This window comes from Microbacterium sp. (genome assembly GCF_035554235.1).
Lineage (GTDB): Bacteria > Actinomycetota > Actinomycetes > Actinomycetales > Microbacteriaceae > Microbacterium.
Genome location: NZ_DATMIO010000224.1, coordinates 1 through 16,119, shown reverse-complemented (window position 1 = coordinate 16,119; position 16,119 = coordinate 1). Strand labels below are relative to the sequence as shown.

Below are 16,119 nucleotides of genomic sequence, written 5' to 3'. Positions count from 1 at the left end.
CGCTTCGACCCGAGCGAGCCCGACGAACTGCGTCAGGCCCTCGAGAGCGGCGCGCTGCTGCCGCGCCAGTCCGACGCGCAGAAGGTCGTGCTGGATCGACTCGAGAATCTCCTCGCGACGATCGAGGGGTGGGTGGATGTCGTGACGACCGATGCGACGTCGCGCCTGCCCGACGCGGATCGCATCGGCGAGACCGCCCGCCGTCGCCGCGCGGTGGGCGGTCCCGCCGAGCAGGCGCTGGGCGCCCTCGTGGGGCTGCAGCTGCGTCCCCGGCGGCTCCGCGAGGCCGCCGCGATGTGGCGCGCCGTGACCGAAGCGGTCGGCGTCGATGCCCGCGACGCCCTGTGGGACTACCCCGACTTCATGCCCACGTCCGAAGACATCGACGACCCGTCGGCGCTCATCGCGCGGCTCGAGGCGCGGGCGCGCGGCGAAGAGCCGGTGCACGACGAGATGGACGACGCCCTCGCCCGGCTGCTCGCGGGCGAGGAGCCCGGCGGCGGGGCGGGCTTGGGCGACGGTGCGGACGACCCGGCGGCCGAGGCACCACCGGCCGATGCACGACCGGCCGATGGACCGACGGCCGATGGCCCGGCAGCCGATGGCCCGGCAGCCGATGGCCCCGTGGCCGATGGACCGACGGCCGATGGATCCGTGGCCGACGGTCCGAGAAGCGAGGGCCCCGACTCGGACGGCCCGGAGGACCCCCGCCCGGTGTAGCCCTCCCGCGCGCACAAGCTTCGGAGAATGTCGCAAACTTCGGCCATCTCCTCGGGAATCGGCCGAATCGGCCGCGAATCTCCGACGTTCGTGACGGGCGCCGTCTCCTCCCCAGGCGGGTACACGCGGGCGCGGGCGATCGGATGCTGTGGACAACGGCGCCGCGTGGATGCCGCCGAGGCAGACTCACCGCATGACCACCGTGCTGCGCCTCGATCCCGCCTACCCGCCCCTCTGGCGCGGCGCCGATTCCCTGCAGTTCGGCGTGGAGCCGGTGGCCGTGCTCGAAGACCTGCAGCCGTGGCAGCAGAAGCTCCTGACGGAGCTGGATCGCGGCATCCCGGAGCACGCGCTTCGCGTCCTGGCGGAGGCCCTCGACGTGCCGGATGGCGAGGTGCGGGGATTCGTCGACCGGGTCGAAGCCGCGCTGCTCGCTCGCGACGGCGCCGACGCGCGCGTCGCCGTCGGGGTGCGCGCCGACCGCGACGTTCACGCCGAGGTGAGTCAGGCGATCCACGGCTCCCTGACCGCGGCGGGGCTCAGCCCGGTGCCTCTCGACGAGGATGAGCCGCCGGCGACATCCATGCCGGTGATCCTCCTCGCGCAGCACATCGTCGAGCCACGAGCGGCCGTGTCGCTCGTCAGGGACGACATCCCGCACCTCCCGATGGTCTTCTCGGGCCCGAAGGCGACCGTCGGCCCGTTCGTTCTGCCAGGCGTTACGGGGTGCCTGTCGTGCGTGCACGCCTATCGGCGCGACGCCGACCCGGTCTGGCCGCTGCTCGCCGCTCAGCTGATCGGGCGACGCGTCGCGAGCGTCCCGCAGTCCCTGGCCGCCGAAGCCGGCGGGATGGCCGCTCGCCTGCTGCGGGACGCGTGGCGTTCGCCGGATGAGGCTCAGCGCTCGGTCACTCTGAGCGAGTCCTCCGCCCGGCGGGTGTGGATGACGCACCGACCGCACGCAGACTGCGCGTGCCGATCTCTGTCAGGAAACGCGAGGGAGTCCGCGCCGTCCGCCCCTGCCCCCGCGACCACGAGAGGGAGAGCGTACGCGCGGCCCGCGTGATGCCGACATACGCGAGGCGCCTCTCCTCGTCGACCGCCTCGAAGGTCGTCGCGTAGGAGATCGGGAGGAGCCCCTCGGCGAATCCTGCGATGTGCACGTGCGGCCACTCGAGCCCCTTGGCCGCGTGCAGGGTCGACAGCGTGACGGTGCGCAGTTCCGGCTCGTGCTGATCCTTCGCCCGCGCCATCAGCGTGTCGGTGAACGTGCGCAGATCCATCGCGGGGGGCGCCGCTTCGGCGAGCCTCAGGAGCGCCATGCGGGCCTCCCAGGCATCGCGGAGCGCTCCTCCTGCCGGAGGCGGTTCGTCGGTGAGTCCGAGCGAGCGGAGCACATCGCGGACCGCCGCGAGGAACGTCGTCTCGATCGGGGCCACCGACGCCCCGCGCAGCGACATGATCGCCTGACGCACTTCGGGCATGTCGAAGAAGCGCTTGCCACCGAGCACCGTCGTTGCGATGCCGCGGGCCGCGAGGGCCTGCTGGATCACGGCCGATTGTCCGTGCGAGCGATAGAGCACCGCGATCTGCTCGCCCGCGATCCCGGACTTCAGCTGCGCCTCGATCGCCCGCGCGACCCCGTCGGCCTCGTCGCGGTCATCCTCGAACGCCGACACGGTCGGCGTGGGGGATGCCGCAAGGCCATGGGCGGCGTGAAGCTCGAGAGCTCCTGGCCGGTCGCGCATCAGCTCGTTCGCGACCGCGAGGACCGCGGCATCCGAGCGGTAGTTCGTCTCGAGCCGCACGAGGTGCGTGTCATCGTGCCGGCTCTCGAACTCCAGCAGGAAGCGGGAGTCGGCGCCGGCGAACGAGTAGATGGTCTGACTCGCGTCGCCCACGACGCAGAGGTCGCGGCGATCGCCGACCCACAACTCGAGCAGCCGGTGCTGGAGGGGTGAGACGTCCTGGAACTCGTCGACCGTGAAGTGGCGGTACTGCTCGTGCACCGCGTGGGCGACCCGGGGCTCGGCTTCGAGCATCCCCGCGCAGGCGAGCAGGACGTCCTCGAAGTCGAGCTGCCGGCGCTCGTCCTTCAGCTTCTCGTACGCCGCCTGCAGGCTCGCGACCACGGCAGGCGCCACGCGTCCGACGCCTCGTCCCAGCGCGGCGTACTGCTCGATGCTTCGCATCGTGACCTTGCGCCACTCGATCTCCGATGCGATGTCTCGGAGCGTGGGCGTGTCGAGGTGCAGCCCGATCCCGTCCGCCGCATGCGCGAGGAGCCGCACCTTGTTGTCGACGATCTTCGGCGCCGTGTCACCGGCCAGCGTCGGCCAGAAGTAGTTCAGCTGCGCGAGCGCGGCGGAGTGGAAGGTGCGCGCCACCACGCCCTCGACCCCGAGGGCGCGCAGGCGTCCGCGCATCTCGCCCGCCGCCTTGGACGTGAAGGTCACCGCCATCACCCGGCCCGGGGAGTATGCGCCCGTGTCCACGCCGTGCGCGATGCGATGCGTGATGACGCGGGTCTTGCCCGTACCCGCTCCCGCCAGCACGCACACGGGACCGCGCAGGGCCGTGACCGCCTCGAGTTGACGCTCGTCGAGGCCGTGCAGCGCGACGTCGATCACGCGATCCCCGCGTGCCACGCGACGATGAGGCTGCGGGCGATCGACGCGGCTCCCGGCAGGGTGATGCCGCCCCTGCCCTCCAGGGCATCGCCGATCTCCGTGCGCGTGAACCAGCTCACCTGGATGATCTCGGTCCCGTCGGCCTCGGCTTCGGAGTCGTCGACGGCGGTGGCGAGGAAGCCGACCATGAGGGAGCGGGGATACGGCCAGGCCTGCGAGCCGTGATAGCGGATGTCGGTGACGCGAACCCCCGCCTCCTCCTCGACTTCGCGGTGCACGGTCGCCTCCAGCGACTCGCCCGCCTCGACGAACCCGGCGAAGCACGAGTACCGGTCGCCGCCCCACAGGGCGTTGGAGCCGAGCAGCAGCCGCTCGCCGTCCTCGCTCGCGATCGCGACGATGACGGCGGGGTCGGTGCGTGGGAAGTGCTCCCGGCCGCACGAGGGGCATCGGCGCGCCCAGCCGGCCTTGGCGGATTCGGTGAGCGATCCGCACGCGGGACAGAACGAGGCGTCGAGAAGCCAGCGGCCGAGACTCAGTCCTTCGACGAAGACTCCCGCGTCGAAGGCGCCGAGCACGCCGCCGACCGACCGCAGCGCGCCCCAGCCGTGCGGGGCCGAGACGGGGTCCTCCGTGCCTTGCGGGAAGGCGGCGACGAGCACCGCGGCTCCCGTGTCTTCGCGGCCGAGGAACGCCCAGCATCCACCATCGGCGACGTCGGCGGGTGCCGCGTAGGCGAGCGCGGACCCATCGGGTGAATCGAGGGGTGCTTCGTCGCCGCGGAGCACCAGCACGCGGGTGTCGCCGCTGTCCCGTGCGGCGGCGAGGATGCCCTCCCGCTCGCGCTCGTCACCTCGGCGGTCGAGCTCGCCGCGGGCCAGTGGAGGCTGGCCGGGGTGGGCGTGAACCGTCATCGACTCCCTCTCTCACGGGCGTGGCGTGGAAGCTCTCCCGCACGACCGACCTACCCTGGGGGCATGGCACGCTCACTCCTCACTTTAGCCGCGTCGGTCACGTCGGCAGTGCCCGGGGCATCGGTCTCGGCGGTGGGGTCGCTCACGGCGGGCGGGGCCGGTCGCTGCGATTCCGCGGTCGTCACGCTAGCCGACGGGCGGCGGCTCGTCGTGCGCGCGCCCGTCGATGCGACCGCCGGGCGCGAACTGGCCGCGGAGGCCCTCGCGCTGCGGGCGCTGACCCCCGGCGTGCGCGGCCTGCTCGGTTTCCGCGCACCCGAACTGCTCGGCGAGGCGGGCCTCGGCGACGCCCGCGCCCTCGTCTGCAGCCTGCTGCCGGGCTACCACATCGATGCCGCCCACATCCCCTCGGGTGAAGGCGCCGCGACGTCGGTCGGCTACGCCCTCGCATCGCTGCACGCCCTGCCGCACTCCGTCGTGCGTTCTGAAGGCCTCCCCCAGCGCACGCCCCCCGAGGCGCGGGACGATGTGCGCGCCCTCATAGATCGCGCCGGGGCGACGGGCCGCCTTCCCGTCCGGCTGACGGTGCGGTGGCGCGATGCGGTCGAGGCCGATGAGCTCTGGCGCTTCGAGTCCACGGTGACCCTCGGCGGCGCGGCGGCCGGATCATTCCTCTTCCAGGACGGCGACCTCGGCCCGGCGGTGACGGGGGTGCTGGATTGGCACGGCCTGTCGGTCGGAGACCCCGCCGTCGACCTCCGCTGGGTGGCGTCCGCGCCCGAAGCGGCCGACGACATCTTCGAGGCGTACGCCTCCGCCGCGCACCGTTCCCCCGACGCTCACCTCCGCACGCGGGCGCGGTTCTACGCCGAACTCGAGTTCGCCCAGTGGCTCGTGCACGGGCACGATTCACATCGTGCCGACGTCATGGACGATGCGGCCGCGCTGCTGGATGCCCTCGCCGATGGCATCGGTGCCGATTCGCTCGTCGACGCCCGCGGCGCGGCCCCCGCCGGCGTGGACGGCGCCATCGCCCTGCTCGACCGCGTCCAGGAGCCGGCGGCGGTCGCCGATGTGGACACCTCCATGCAGACCGACGCGTACGACCCCTCGATGGTCTCGCTCTTCACGGCCGCCGACCGGGACTACGCGGACGGAGCGGGCCCCGCAGGTGGCGCAGACCACGCGGGCGACGCGTCAGCTTCGTCCGCGGACCTCTCGACCGCTCCGATCGATATCTCCGCGTGGATGGACGCGAAGGCTCAGGCGTCCTCCCCCGACAACGCCGACCACGCCGACGACTCCGGCGACGCCAGCGACGAGGAGGTCGAGGCGGAACGCGCGGCGCGGGCGGCCATCCAGCGCTGGGCCAGCTCCGCCTCCGAGTAGACCCGGTCACCGCGGATCACGAGATCGTCGCCGACGTAGAAGAGGGCGACATCGATGTCCTCGAGGGGCACTCCGTGCGCCCGGTGGTAGGCGAGCCGGTACAGCGCGAGCTGCAGCATCCGCTCTTCTCGCTCCGCCGCCGTGCGCGGCGGCCTGCCCGTCTTCCAGTCGACGATCTCGATGCGTCCACCGCGGTCATCCCTCCTGTAGACCGCGTCGAGCTTGCAGATCACGACCCGCGCGGCCTCGGATTCGCTGCTCAGCACGAAGTCGATCTCGGTCTCCACCGCGATGGGAGCGAGGTCGGCCCACTCCGACCGCTCGAAGATCTCGCGCAGGCGCGCGAGCTCCGCGGCATCTTCGGCTGAGGCGTCGGTGCCCGCGAACTCGTCGTCGGCGAACTCGTCGGCGTCGAGCTCCCACAGCGGGTCATCCGGAGCTGCGGCCACGCCGACCACACCCGAGCGGTGTTCGACCCATGCATGGAAGAGCGTGCCGAGCCGCGTCTGCCTGTAGGGGCGCTCCGGCATGGGACGCGAGATCGACGCGGTCGTCGCGGCGAAGTCGGTGACGTAGTCCTTGAAACGCGATGCGGGGATGCGCGTGGGTGCGTCGAGAGCAGCAGGATGCCGCAGCGCCTCGCGTTCGGCGAGGAGGAGAGCGACATCGGGGGCGGGCTCGGCGCGGGGGCCGTCGAGCGCATTCCGCACCGCACCCGCGGCGGACTCCACCGCCCGGCGCCGATTGCCTAGCGCATCGAGCGGCCACTCGAGCAGGCGACGCCTGCCGACGTAGGGGTTCTCCCCCGCCACCGCCTCGAAGGCGTCCCGCCCGAGGGCGAGGGCGATCTCGTCGAAGTAGGGCGCGGGCTCCCGCGCCTGGGTGGTCCCCGCCCAGCTCGACCCAGAGAGGAGCAGGTGGTCCTTTGCCCGGGTCAGCGCCACGTACGCGAGGCGCCGCTCCTCCTCCTGCTGCCTGGCGCGATTGGCGGCGACGAATGCGGCGAGGTTGTCTCTGAGGGCCTGCTGCGTGGCGGCCTCCGCCCGCTTCCACCCGAACGCGGGGAGCCAGGGCGCGTCTCCTCGGAACTCGTACGGGAGCACACCGAAACCGAGCCACGCCTTCGTGTCACGCGCCGCGGAGGGCAGCTCGCCCTCCACCGCCCGGACGACGGCGACGGCATCCCATTCCAGCCCTTTCGAGCCGTGGATCGTGAGGAGCTGCACGACATCGTCCTCGGGCGGCTCCGTGCGCGGCGCGAACTCATCGAGCTGCTCCGCGTGATCGAGCCACGCGAGGAGGCTGCCGATCGTCCCCGCCTCGTCCGTGGCGAGGAAGGCGTGCACCTCGTCGACGAATGCCCGCAGCTGCGCCGACGCCACGCGTGCGGAGCCGATCATCTCGTTCGCGGCGAGCTCGATATCGAGGCGCAGTTCGAGCTCGATCAGGCGAACGAGCTCCGGGATCGGCAGGCCGACCGACCCCCGGAGGCCCGCGATGACGGTGCCCGCCTCCCGCAGACGCATCCGCCCTTCGGGAGTGATCGCCGCGAGCCAGCCGTGGTCGTCACCGTGCCGGCGAACGAAGTCGAGCGCCTCAATGAGCGACCCCTGCTCGTCGCCCGCCGACGCCCGCATCCTGGCCGCCACCTCGGGCGCGAGCGGCTTCAGCGCGAAGTCGTGCCGGGCGATCCGCTCGGCAAGGGCCGACAGCGCCCTGAGGTCCGCGAGCCCGATGGCCCACCGGGGCCCGGAAAGCAGGCGGATGAGCGCGGAGCCGGCGCCCGGATCGTGGATGACGCGCAGGGCGCTGACGACATCCACCACCTCCGGGGTGGTGAGCAGGCCGCCGAGGCCGAGGATGCGGCTCGGGATCTCGGCAGCAGACAGTGCCTCCCGGAAGCGCACCATGTGCCGCTTGCTGCGGAACAGCACCGCACCGGTGGTCGAGCGACCCGACGCCGCGCGCCGCGCGCGCACCGAGGCGAACCACGCGGCGACCCGATCGGCCTCCGCATCGAGGTCGGCCTCGAAGACGAGGTCGAGCTCGCCTTCCGGCGCCCCGGGGCGCGCGCGCAGCTCTCGGACGGGCACCGGGCTGGTCGCCGCGAGCGGCGTGAGCACGGCGTTGGCGGCCTCGAGCACGATGCGGCTGTTGCGCCAGCTCGTCATCAGGGCGAACTCGCTCGCGGTTGCTCCGGGGGCGAAGGCCGCGGCGAACCCGCCCAGGTTCCCGGCGCTCGCGCCGCGCCAACCGTAGATCGACTGGTGCGGGTCACCGACGGCCATGACGGCCGTGTGCGCGAAGAGGGCCGCGAGCAGATCGGTCTGGACGACCGAGGTGTCCTGATACTCGTCGAGCAGCACAACGCGGTAGCGGCTGCGCAGCTCTTCACCGACGGCGGCGTGAGCCCGCACGACTCCGAGTGCACCGGCGACCTGATCGGAGAAGTCGAGCACACCCAGCCGGCGTTTCTCGCTGTTGTACGCGCGGGCGAGATCGGCGAGCACCGCCAATCCCTCGACCTTGGTGACGGCCGTCGCGATGTCGGCGTACACGCTCACACGCGCCGAGTCGGACGGCCGGTCGAGCACGTCCGCGAAGGCGGCGGGGAACGCCGCGATGTCGTCGAGATCGGCCAGGTTGTCGACCGAGTCGCGTGCGATGCGCAACGCGCCGTCGATCAGGGTGCTGAGGGCTTCTGACCGGGACTCGAGCCGGGGATCGTCGGAGTCGAGCACGACCTTGCGCATCCGCAGCCACGCCGCCGATTCCGAGAGGATCGCCGCTTCGGAATCACGGCCGAGCAGTACGGCGTTCTCGCGCACGATCTGATCGGCGAAGCTGTTGTAGGTGGCCACCGTCGGACGCAGGAGGAGGTCGTCCGCACCGTCGACGGGCGCTCCCGTGGACCGTTCCGCGAGCTCGTCGAGGCGGGCGCGGCGCCGCTCGGCGAAGCGCAGCGCGACGGTTCGGATGTCGCGTCCCGCCCGCGCCGCGGCATCCGTCTCATCGTCTTCCTCTCGCTGCAGCGCGAAGAAGGCTTCGAGGTCTCCGGATGCGTGCAGGGCCGGGAGGTCCCCGAGGAGTCCGCGCGTCTCGAACTCGGCGAGGCGCGCGAGTCGATGCTGGATGCGCTCGGCGAGCTCGCCCGCGGCCTTGCGAGTGAAGGTGAGCCCGAGCACTTCGTCGCGTCGCACGATGCCATTGGCGACGAGCCAGACCACGCGCCCGGCCATCGTCTCGGTCTTCCCGCTCCCGGCGCCGGCGACCACGAGCGCGGGAGCCAGGGCCGACTCGATGACCGCGGCCTGCTCGGCGGTCGGCGGAAACTGGCCGAGCGCCGCGCTGATCACCCGCGCGCTCAGCGGCGCCGACGCGGTCACGCCGGCGTCCTCGACCCCGATCAACGTCGAGGTCATGAGGCGCTCACCGCGCGCACCGTGTGGATGCGGCACAGCCCGTAGGAATGGTCCTTCCGGCAGTGGTCTTCGTAAGGTGCGGTGAACGACACCCCGGCCATCGTCGTCGCGGCGCTGCGCACACGGGCGAGGAAGGCGTCGCGGTGCTCGTCGTCAAAGGGTGGCTGCGTCGGCGTGACGTACTGCGCCTTCGACGATGATGGGACGAGCACGAGCAGTTTCGCGCCGCCCCCGGGGTGTCCCCCGGTTCCGGTGATGAGGCCCGACTCGAACGCCAGCTGATACGCGGCGAGCTGGGGGTTCTCGGCCACCTTCGCGTCGGTCTGAGGCTCGCTCTTGCCGGTCTTCAGGTCGACGATGACGACATCGCCGGCGCCGGTGAGCTCGACGCGGTCGATGTAGCCGCTCACGAGGATGCCGGGCCCCTCGACGCCTGCGGCGTCGGAGTCGAACGGGATGGGGATCTCGAAGTGCGGCTCCGCGCCGATCAGGGTGCCGCCCGATGCCTCGAAGTCGCGGAGGTAGGCGTGCAGCCGGCGCACGAGGTCGCGCGCGCGGGTCAGCGACTGGCGCTCACGCCACGCCGCGTCGAACTCGAGCTCGCCCCAACGCGCCTCGACGACGCTCCAGAGGCTCGCCTCGTCGATGCCCTCGGCGACCTCCATCGCGCTGTGCAGGATGACGCCGAGGCCCGCCACCGGTCCCCCGCGCGTGTCGCCGCCCAGGTCGGCGATGACCCAGTTGAGCTCGCATTCCTCGAGCGCGTGCAGCCGCGACGGTGACACGCGAACGCCTTCTTCGCGGATGTCGCGCAGCGGGGCATCCGTCGTCGCGGGGGTGACGCCGTACCACTCGCGCGGGTGCGCGCCGGCCACGCCCGCGTCGGCGAGCAGGGCCAGCTGAGCGGGCGCCTCCCGTCGGGCCGACGACGACGCGAGGGGGTCCGTGAGGGCGCGTCGGTGCTGCGCCACGAGTCCGCGCAGGGAGAGCGGATGCTCCTTGCCCCTGCCTCCGCGATCGGGTTCGGGGAGGAACTCGAAGAGAACGCTCGGTCCGGTGTCATCGTCGTCGACGGCCGTCACGATCACACGTTCCCGGGCCCGCGACACGGCGCGCACGAAGAGACGCAGCTCGTCGTGCATGACGGACCGGCGGCGATCGAGCACGTCGGGCGGCACCGTGTCGGGACCGGCAAGCGCGTCGGCGAGCCGCCAGGTCTCGAGCAGGCCGCCGCGAAGGCGCACGTTCGGCCACACCCCTTCTTGCACGCCCGCGACCACCACCGTGTCGAATTCCGCGCCGAGCGCCGCCGCCGGCGTCAGCACGCGCACCGTCGACCGCGGGGGCGGCGCCGTCAGCGTGTCGTCCGCGACATCCGAGTCGAGCAGGCGACGCACGAAGACCATCGCCTCCTCGCCCGGCTCGCGCTCGACGAATCGCTTCGCGGACTGGAAGAGGGCGACGAGCGCATCGAGGTCGCGGTTCGCCTGCTCTGCGAGGGGTCCGGTTCCCCGGGCCGCCGCGCCCCATGCCCGCGCCAGCCCGCTGCCCTCCCACACCGTCCAGAGCATGTCGTGCGCGCTCGCACCGTGCGCCGACTGGTCGCGCACCCGCACGATGGCTTCGGCGACCCGCCCGCCGCGCCGCGCCTCGCGCGTGTCGACGAGCGCGAACTCCAGCGGATTCGCCAGCGCCGAACGCAGCAGCTCCCGGGCCGCCCGCTCGCCGCCCTCCGCGACCTCGGCGTGCCGGAGCGTCGTGCGCAGCCGGCGAAGGCTCACCGGGTCGAGGCCGCCGAACGCTCCGGTGAGCGCGGCGTCGACATCCACCGACGTCCACGTCGAGGGATCGCGCGTCGCGAGGGTGACCAGATGCAGGATGTCGCGCACGGGCGCACGCGTGCCGAGCGCCCTACCGGGGCCGCTGGCCCGGGCGGGCACCTCGCGCGCGGACAGTTCGGCCTCGAGCGCCGCGCCCTGGCGGGTGTCGTGGGCGATGACGGCGCACTCGTCCCACGCGACCCCGTCGTGCACGTGCCGCTCGCGGAGCAGCCGCGCAATCGCGTCATACTCCTCCGACGCCGAACGGGCCACGACCGCTCTCACCGACGCGTCGTCGTCGACATGGGCGGCCGGCGGGGTGCGATGGGCGATCACCCCGGCCGCACCGATGCGCTGCGTCACGCGCCGGACCAGGTGTGCCTGCGCGGCGGTTCCCCGGTGGGCGCTCGAGAGCACATGGGAAGTGCCGAGAATCTCGGCGAGCCGGGCGAAGTGTTCCGGGGCCGCGCCCCGGAAGGCGCCCGAACCGACGTCCGGGTCGCCGAAGGCCACCACGGCGATGCCGCGGGCACGACACGCCTCGAGCAATTGAACACCGCCGAGCGTCAGTTCCTGCGCGTCGTCGACGAGCACGACCCGCAGCCGCGCGAACGCCCCGAGCGAGGCCGCGCCGCCGGCGGCGGTGCGGAGGATGCCCGCGGCCTCGCGCACGAGTCCCGCCGGATCTCGGTGCGCGCCGCGCATCGCCGCCCGGACTCGGAGGAAATCGGTCATGAAGGAGGCCATCGCCACCCACACGACGCGATCCGCGGCCGCGCCCAGCCTCGCCAGGGCGGGCGGTTCGATGCCGAGCGCCGCACACTCCGCCATGAAGGCGCGCACCTCGCTGCGGAACGCCTTGGAGCCGCGGATGGCCGGCCCGAGCCACTCCGGCCAGCGATCGCGCCCCTCCGCGGCATCTCGTTCGTCGCCCTCGAGCAGGTCTTGCACGATCTGGTCTTCGTCGGCGCCCGTCAGCAACTGCGGCGGTTCTGCCCCCGCGTGCACTTCGGAGGCGCGCACGATGTGGAACGCGAAGGATGCCACGGAACGCGCGAGCGAGCCGGGTGTCGCCTCGCCCGAGGCCAGGGCGAGAACGTCGCGGAGGTCGGTCGCGCTCTGCCGCGACGGGGTGAGCACGAGGAGTTCGGAAGGGTCGAGCGCGCCGGAGAGCAAGTGCTCGACCCGCGCGATGAGGGCGGACGTCTTGCCTGTTCCCGGGGCGCCGACGACCACGGCGGATGCCGCCGCCGGAAGCTGCACGATCGCTCGCTGCGCGTCATCGAGCGCGCGCCGTCGCGCCCGAGAATCGCCCCCGAGAGTCATGGACTCCACGCTACCCGCGCCCTCGGACACGGCCCGGCGCGCGTTCGCCCTCAGCGTTGCGCGGGCGGCCGAGTCGCCCGCGGCCGTGTCGTAGAGTTGCCGTGTCGCCCCGGGTGGGGCCACCCGCTACGAAAGGCAGTCATCCCGTGGAGATCCGCATCGGCATCACGAACACCGGTCGCGAACTGAGCTTCGACACCTCGGAATCGGCGGACGGCGTCAAGAAGTCCGTCGCGAGCGCGCTCGACGCGGGGGCGACCCACCTGACGTTCACCGACGTGAAGGGCAGCTCCTACATCGTGCCCACCGCCGCCCTGGCCTACGTCGAGCTCGGGAGCGAGGAATCGCGCCGCGTGGGCTTCGTGGCCTGACGTGCTCATCCTGCTCGCGCTCATCGCCGGCGCGGTGGCCGGCATGGCGATCCACTTCGCGATGCCGCACCGCTCCGATCGCGGCGTCGTGCTCGCGCCCGCGATCGGCGCCGCGACGGCTGGCGTGCTCTACACGAGCCTGCAGTGGGCGGGCTTCGCCGAAGACAATCCGTGGCTGTGGGCGGTCTCCATCGTCGTGCCCGTCGCGGTGGCGTACCTCGCGACGCTGCTTCTCACCCGCGCGCGTGGGAAGCGCGACGCCGCCGAGCGCACGCGCCTCGGCATCGCCTGAGCTTTCGAGAGCTACGCCGCTGCGCCTGACCGCGGCTACGCCGCTGCGCCTGACCGCGGCTACGCCGCGAGGCCCATGGCGTCCAGGCGTCGCGCGTGCCCGGCCATCAGATCGGTGAAGACCGGCTCCACCTGCTTCTCCTCCGCGGCCCCGAGCCGGGTCGGCCGCAGTGCCGCCCGGGCGACGAGCAGCGTGTCGCCGACGAGGCGGCGTCCCCACAGCGACAGGAGGGAGCGCCACTCCTCGTCGCTCTCGATCGTGGCCTTGATGATCTCGACGATGGATTGGCGGTCGTCGTCGGCCTGGAGGATGCGGGCGACACGTCGCCCCGTGTCGGCGTAGCCCGACGCGAGCGCGAGGTAGAAGTCATCCAGCATGCCGGCCGTGACATGCACCGACAGCATCGTCTCGCGAGGCCTCTTGCCGATGGTCTTCCTGCGGAAGGCGTCCAGCTGCTCCCGGAACGGCAGCATCACCTCGGTCGGCTCGCCTCCGCGTTCCCGGATGAGGTCGACGAGCGCGCGGTGCTTGGTGAGCGCGGCGCCTGCGGCGCGGGACAGCGCCTCCTTCTCGGCGAGCTCCGGTGTGGCGCGGATGAGGCGCGTCAGCGTCTCGAAGAACCCGAGCTGGAGGTAGGCCGCCTGGCCGAGGAACGTATCGATGTCGGGGGCGAGTTCCTCGAAGTCCACACGGGTCGCGTCGCCGAGGTCCCCGCGCGACCGCAACGACAGCGTGCGCCCTTCGGGGCGTCTCTGCCAGAACCACCTCACCACCGCACCAGCCTAGTCGCGGCGCGCCCGGATGCAGGAGGGAATGCCGGCGCGGGCCCTCCGGTAGGCTGGTCGGGTCCCGGCAATGGACCCGGACCCCGCGCCTGTGGCTGAGTGAAGGGCGTGGATCACTTCCCTCCGGCGGCACCTCACCGCCAGACAGGCAATATCACTGTGACAACATTCGCCGACCTCGGCGTCGACCAGGACATCGTCGACGTGCTCGCCGCCAAGGGCATCGTCGACGCGTTCCCCATCCAAGAGCAGACCATCCCCCTCGGGCTTCCCGGTCAAGACATCATCGGCCAGGCGAAGACGGGCACGGGCAAGACCTTCGGCTTCGGCATCCCCGTCGTGCAGCGTCTGGGGCGCGACCCCGAGCACGGCGTCAAGGCCCTCATCGTCGTCCCGACGCGCGAACTGTGCGTGCAGGTCTACGAAGACATCGACATGTTGACCCAGGGTCGTTCGACCAGCGTCGTCGCCATCTACGGCGGCAAGGCATACGAGGGCCAGATCGACCAGCTCAAGGCCGGCGCCCAGATCGTCGTCGGCACGCCCGGCCGGCTGATCGACCTCAACAACCAGCGCCTGCTCGACCTGTCGAACGCGACCGAGGTCGTGCTCGACGAGGCCGACAAGATGCTCGACCTCGGCTTCCTCCCCGACATCGAGAAGATCTTCCAGAAGGTGCCCGCGATCCGGCACACGCAGCTCTTCTCGGCGACGATGCCCGGCCCGATCGTGGCCCTCGCGCGCCGCTTCATGTCGAACCCGGTGCACATCCGCGCCACAGACCCCGACGAGGGTCTCATGCAGGCCAACATCGAGCATCTCGTGTACCGCGCCCATTCGCTCGACAAAGACGAGATCATCGCCCGCATCCTGCAGGCCGAGGGGCGCGGCAAGACCGTCGTCTTCACCCGCACGAAGCGCGCCGCGCAGAAGCTCGTCGACGAGCTGAACGACCGCGGCTTCAACGCCGCCGCCGTGCACGGCGACATGGGTCAGGAGCAGCGCGAGCGTTCCATGGCCGCGTTCAAGGCCGGCAAGAAAGACATCCTGATCGCGACGGATGTCGCCGCCCGCGGTATCGACGTCGACGACGTCACGCACGTGATCAACCACACGATCCCGGACGACGACAAGACCTATCTGCACCGCGCGGGCCGCACCGGCCGCGCGGGCAAGACCGGCATCGCCGTCACCTTCGTGGACTGGGACGACCTGCACAAGTGGGCACTCATCAATCGCGCCCTCGAGTTCGGCAAGCCCGAGCCGGTCGAGACCTACTCGTCGAGCGCGCACCTCTTCGATGATCTGCGCATCCCGGCCGGCACAAAGGGCCGCCTCACGACCGCCCCGCGCACCCAGACGGTGAAGACGCAGGATGCCGCGGGGCCGCGCTCCGGCTCCCCGCGAGGCGGCAGCCGCACGAGAACGCGCTCGGGCGGGCGCGGTGCGGTGCAGGCCGAGGGCGACCTCGTGCCCGCCGACCACGGCCAGGCACCCGTCGACCGCCCCGCCGAGGGCGGCGGCACGCACGACGGCGGCGGCACCGAGCACCACGACGGCAAGGCACCCGCGCAGCGTCGCCGTCGCCGGCGTCGCGGACCCGGCACCGCGCCTCAGGCCTGACCGCACGAGCGCCGCGACACGGACGACGTGCGGCCCTTGACCGGCTCCCGGGCTTCGCTAGGGTGAGTCCCGGGCGCGCCGGGCGCCCCAGACTCGAAAGAAGGCATGCACGTGCGATTCATCGAATCCGTCGAGTACCAGGGTTTCTGGGGCTCCTTCGGGGACCTCATCTGGTGGTTCCTCTGGTCGTTCATCTTCATCTCGTACCTGTTCGCGCTGTTCGCCGTCATCGGCGATCTCTTCCGCGACCACAAACTCAACGGATGGCTGAAGGCCCTCTGGATCATCTTCCTGATCTTCCTGCCCTTCCTGACGCTGCTGGTGTACCTCATCGCGCGCGGCAGCGGAATGGGCGAGCGCAGCGCGGCACAGGCCAAGCAGTACCGGGAGGCTCAGGACAGCTACATCCGCTCGGTTGCCACCGCCTCGAGCCCGTCCGAGGAGATCGCGAAGGCCAAGGCCCTGCTCGATTCGGACGCCATCACACAGGCCGAGTTCGACTCGATCAAGGCGAAGGCCCTCGCCGGCTGATCACCACCACGCGAGACGAGCGCCCCCACACTCCCTCCGGAGAGCGGGGGCGCTTCTCGTCGAGGCCAGCCGCCTCAGCCTCAGGGATACACCGGAGCGCTGCCGCTTGCCCGGTCGATGATCCGCTGGAGCATCTCGTCGGAAGTCGTGTTCTCGCCCGGCAGGTTGGGCTTGCCGAGACCGTGGTAGTCGCTTGATCCCGTGACGATGAGGTCGCGCTCGGCGACGAGCGCGTGGAGCGCCTCCTTGCCGCTCTCCGTGTTCTCGCGATGATCGATCTCGAACCCCGCGAGCCC

General features: G+C 71.9%; 10 protein-coding genes and 2 pseudogenes. 6 read left to right on the top strand and 6 right to left on the bottom strand.

The annotated features are described in order from the left end of the window. On the top strand, positions 1–720 hold a 720-nt coding region (locus tag VNT50_RS11630), incomplete at its 5' end, for a zinc-dependent metalloprotease (protein ID WP_325485279.1). 908 nt (positions 721–1,628) lie between these two features. Here VNT50_RS11630 and VNT50_RS11625 read toward each other — a convergent pair. Together VNT50_RS11625 and nudC are read right to left on the bottom strand one after the other, a co-directional pair. Further along, positions 1,629–3,368 carry an ATP-dependent helicase gene (locus VNT50_RS11625; protein ID WP_414683964.1) on the bottom strand — a complete coding sequence of 580 codons (1,740 nt, stop codon included), beginning with the start codon at positions 3,366–3,368 and terminating at the stop codon, positions 1,629–1,631. Beyond that, entirely contained in the window at positions 3,347–4,264 is a 918-nt protein-coding gene (gene nudC, locus VNT50_RS11620) for an NAD(+) diphosphatase (protein WP_325485278.1), read from the bottom strand. The genes VNT50_RS11625 and nudC overlap by 22 nt, the downstream gene beginning before the upstream one ends. Before the next feature lie 63 nt (positions 4,265–4,327). On the opposite strand from nudC, the pseudogene VNT50_RS11615 reads away from it, so the two are divergent. Beyond that, positions 4,328–5,077 (top strand): annotated as a pseudogene (locus VNT50_RS11615) (phosphotransferase); the annotation flags it as partial. A gap of 449 nt (positions 5,078–5,526) precedes the next feature. On the opposite strand, the gene VNT50_RS11610 reads toward VNT50_RS11615, so the two are convergent. Together VNT50_RS11610 and VNT50_RS11605 are read right to left on the bottom strand one after the other, a co-directional pair. After that, the gene (locus tag VNT50_RS11610; protein WP_325485277.1) at positions 5,527–9,075 is read right to left on the bottom strand and encodes an ATP-dependent helicase; all 3,549 of its coding nucleotides are present in this window, start codon (positions 9,073–9,075) and stop codon (positions 5,527–5,529) included. Next, the gene (locus tag VNT50_RS11605) at positions 9,072–12,221 is read right to left on the bottom strand and encodes an ATP-dependent helicase (protein ID WP_325485276.1); all 3,150 of its coding nucleotides are present in this window, start codon (positions 12,219–12,221) and stop codon (positions 9,072–9,074) included. Before VNT50_RS11605 ends, VNT50_RS11610 begins: the two co-directional genes overlap by 4 nt. Positions 12,222–12,367: 146 nt before the next feature. On the opposite strand from VNT50_RS11605, the gene VNT50_RS11600 reads away from it, so the two are divergent. Next, positions 12,368–12,592 carry a DUF3107 domain-containing protein gene (locus tag VNT50_RS11600; RefSeq protein WP_325485275.1) on the top strand — a complete coding sequence of 75 codons (225 nt, stop codon included), beginning with the start codon at positions 12,368–12,370 and terminating at the stop codon, positions 12,590–12,592. Between the two features lies 1 nt (position 12,593). Continuing rightward, complete coding sequence (locus VNT50_RS11595; RefSeq protein ID WP_325485274.1) at positions 12,594–12,884, top strand: hypothetical protein; 291 nt, start codon at positions 12,594–12,596, stop codon at positions 12,882–12,884. Between the two features lie 59 nt (positions 12,885–12,943). On the opposite strand, the gene VNT50_RS11590 is transcribed toward VNT50_RS11595, so the two are convergent. Further along, positions 12,944–13,657 (bottom strand): ferritin-like fold-containing protein, encoded by a 714-nt coding sequence (locus VNT50_RS11590; protein ID WP_325485273.1) that lies wholly within the window; start codon positions 13,655–13,657, stop codon positions 12,944–12,946. Positions 13,658–13,828: 171 nt separating this feature from the next. Between VNT50_RS11590 and VNT50_RS11585 the strand changes: the two genes are divergently transcribed. Both VNT50_RS11585 and VNT50_RS11580 read left to right on the top strand, forming a co-directional pair. Beyond that, complete coding sequence (locus VNT50_RS11585) at positions 13,829–15,292, top strand: DEAD/DEAH box helicase (RefSeq protein ID WP_325485272.1); 1,464 nt, start codon at positions 13,829–13,831, stop codon at positions 15,290–15,292. A 105-nt stretch (positions 15,293–15,397) separates the two neighbouring features. After that, positions 15,398–15,823, top strand: coding sequence for an SHOCT domain-containing protein (locus VNT50_RS11580; protein WP_325485271.1), 426 nt, complete (start codon positions 15,398–15,400; stop codon positions 15,821–15,823). An 80-nt stretch (positions 15,824–15,903) separates the two neighbouring features. On the opposite strand, the pseudogene VNT50_RS11575 reads toward VNT50_RS11580, so the two are convergent. Beyond that, positions 15,904–16,119, bottom strand: a pseudogene (locus tag VNT50_RS11575) (phosphatase); the annotation flags it as partial.

What these genes read in the sequence shown, in the direction of transcription:
- nudC (WP_325485278.1), bottom strand. Translation starts at nt 4,264, where the DNA reads ATGACGGTTCACGCCCACCCCGGCCAGCCTCCACTGGCCCGCGGCGAG.
- VNT50_RS11610 (WP_325485277.1), bottom strand. Translation starts at nt 9,075, where the DNA reads ATGACCTCGACGTTGATCGGGGTCGAGGACGCCGGCGTGACCGCGTCG.
- VNT50_RS11605 (WP_325485276.1), bottom strand. Translation starts at nt 12,221, where the DNA reads ATGACTCTCGGGGGCGATTCTCGGGCGCGACGGCGCGCGCTCGATGAC.
- VNT50_RS11580 (WP_325485271.1), top strand. Translation starts at nt 15,398, where the DNA reads ATGCACGTGCGATTCATCGAATCCGTCGAGTACCAGGGTTTCTGGGGC.